2 protein-coding genes are annotated in these 2,512 nt (G+C 33.8%); both read left to right on the top strand.

Features of this window, described 5'->3' with window-relative positions:
- Positions 1-296: 296 nt before the first annotated feature.
- The gene (locus tag ABH959_RS29370; RefSeq protein WP_404493567.1) at positions 297-1,256 is read left to right on the top strand and encodes an alpha/beta hydrolase; all 960 of its coding nucleotides are present in this window, start codon (positions 297-299) and stop codon (positions 1,254-1,256) included.
- Between the two features lie 191 nt (positions 1,257-1,447).
- The gene (locus tag ABH959_RS29365; protein WP_002035454.1) at positions 1,448-2,179 is read left to right on the top strand and encodes a DsbA family oxidoreductase; all 732 of its coding nucleotides are present in this window, start codon (positions 1,448-1,450) and stop codon (positions 2,177-2,179) included.
- Positions 2,180-2,512: the final 333 nt, after the last annotated feature.

Raw genomic sequence — 2,512 nt, 5'->3', positions numbered from 1 at the left:
TAGCGCCGATGGTAGTTGGGACCTTGTCCCTGTGAGAGTAGGACGTCGCCAAGCAACTTTAAGACGAGTCAGAATGACTCGTCTTTTTTGTGTTTTAAACTTCTTATCAGTCTCAAGTAAGTAATCCTTATTCTTTTGATCCTCTCATATTCATTTTCTTTCGTCATTTTTGATGTGTAGTTTAAGATTTTCTATTTTATTTTTTGTAGAAGCAAGCTGTCGGTGTGTTAAAATAGTGCAGTTGTTTTTTTGAGTACTTGAATATAAGAAGATTTAATTTTGAAAAAGGAGATAATATGAAAAAGATAGGTGTAATTACTATAGTAGTTTTAGTCCTTCTAGCAATTACTTATATGTTAGCCGGGAATTATTTTTATAATTATGCGTTGAATGCGAAACAAGAGAAAGAGTTTTTAGAGGATAATCCTCACTTAGTAGAAACTGTGAATGCATCGGGAGGTGTGTTTGCTACAAATGAAGAAAAGGATGCGAACTTTGTATCAAATCATAAACCTAATACATTGAACGTAAATTCTTTCGATAAGTTGAATTTAACAGGTTATGAATATATGAATGAACAATCTAGCCATAAATGGGCAATTGTAGTTCATGGATATGATAGCAGGGCATCGAAAATGACGAAATATATCCGGAACTTTTATGAAGAAGGATATAACGTCATAGCGCCAGACCTTCGTGGGCATGGAAATAGTGAAGGCGATTATATAGGGATGGGCTGGCACGATCGTAAAGATATTTTGATTTGGATTCAACAAATTGTAAAGAAAGACCCTAATGCTGAAATAGCACTCTTGGGTGTTTCAATGGGCGGGGCCACTGTAATGATGACTTCAGGTGAAGAGTTACCTGCTAACGTTAAAGTTATTATTGAAGATTGTGGATACTCAACTGTTATTGATGAATTTACGTATCAATTAAACGATTTATTCCACTTGCCGAAGTTTCCTGTTATGAATGCGGCAAATACAGTTACAAAATTAAGAGCTGGATATGATTTAGAAGAAGCTTCAGCTATAAAACAAGTGGCGAAAAGTAAAACACCTATGCTATTTATTCATGGGGATGCTGATACATTCGTTCCTTATGAAATGTTAGATGAAGTATATAATGCTGCAAAAGTAGAAAAAGAGAAATTAATTGTTCCAGGTGCTGGACATGGAGAAGCCGAGAAGGTAGATTCGAATAAATATTGGAATACCGTATGGAAGTTCGTGGGGAGATACATTCCAGCGTAATTAGATTGTTTTAGATTTGTATTTTGTATATACGATAATCAGAAGGAAATGTTTTTATACTTTTGATTATCGTTTTTTCTATTTAAAAACTTATTTTGGTTTGTAGTATATAAGGTTTGAAGCATAAATTTTTGAATTCCTTATTGCCAGTGCTACAATAATTGAAAACTACATGTTAATGAGGTGTTTCTATGAAAATTGAAGTGTGGTCAGATTTTGTATGCCCATTTTGTTATATTGGGAAACGTAGATTAGAAATGGCTTTAGAGCAATTTCCGCATAAGAAGGATGTTGAAGTTGAGTTTAAAAGTTTTGAATTAGACCAAAATGCTCCAATCTATTCTGGAACAAGTATTAATGAAGTACTTGCATCAAAGTATGGGATTAGTATTGAAGAAGCTAAGCGTAATAATATACAACTAGGCAATCATGCAGCTAGTATGGGTTTAAGTTTTAATTTTGAAGAGATGAAGCCGACGAACACTTTTGATGCGCATCGTCTTGCTAAATTTGCAAAGGATCAAGGGAAAGAAAAAGAGATTACGGAAAATCTACTTTGTGCATATTTCACTGAATCGAAAAATTTAAGTGATGTGGATACGCTTGCTACTATTGCTGAAGCTTCAGGTTTAGATAAGCAAGAAGCTCTACATGTTATTAATGATAAAAGCGCATATGCAAATGATGTTAGAATTGATGAAGCGATTGCTCAGCAATATCAAATTTCGGGAGTTCCTTATTTTATTATTAATCAAAAGTATGCTATTTCAGGTGCGCAACCACTTGAAACTTTTGTTGGTGCACTTCAGCAAGTTTGGGAAGAAGAGAATCCTGCACCTAAGTTACAAGAGCTTTCTTCAGAGGGTGGAAGCGATATGTCTTGTACGGATGAAAGTTGTTCTGTACCTTCAAAAGAACAATAGTTTTTATGATGGAATAGCAACCCATAGAGTGTTTCATGGGTTGCTATTCTATTCTTATAGAAGAGGTATATAAATAGATAAATTAATAACGTAAATAGGATTTATAAAAAAATGAAGTTTTTTATAAAAACATATTGACGATTGTAGGTTAGAGGTGTAATATAGAACAAGTCGCCGATAGCAACAACGCAGAAAGCGACAAAAGAAAATGAAAAATTTAGTTGACATTGAAATATGGAAATGTTAACATAAGGGAGTCGCAAATGAGCGGCAAACAAGTTCTTTGAAAACTGAACGAAACAAACAACGTGAACGTCAATTTTTATTTTTAGA

This window comes from Bacillus sp. RC51 (genome assembly GCF_044908115.1).
In the GTDB taxonomy this organism is placed as follows: domain Bacteria; phylum Bacillota; class Bacilli; order Bacillales; family Bacillaceae_G; genus Bacillus_A; species Bacillus_A mycoides.
The sequence above is the reverse complement of the archived record's forward strand: the minus strand, read 5'-3'. Positions and strand labels throughout refer to the sequence as shown.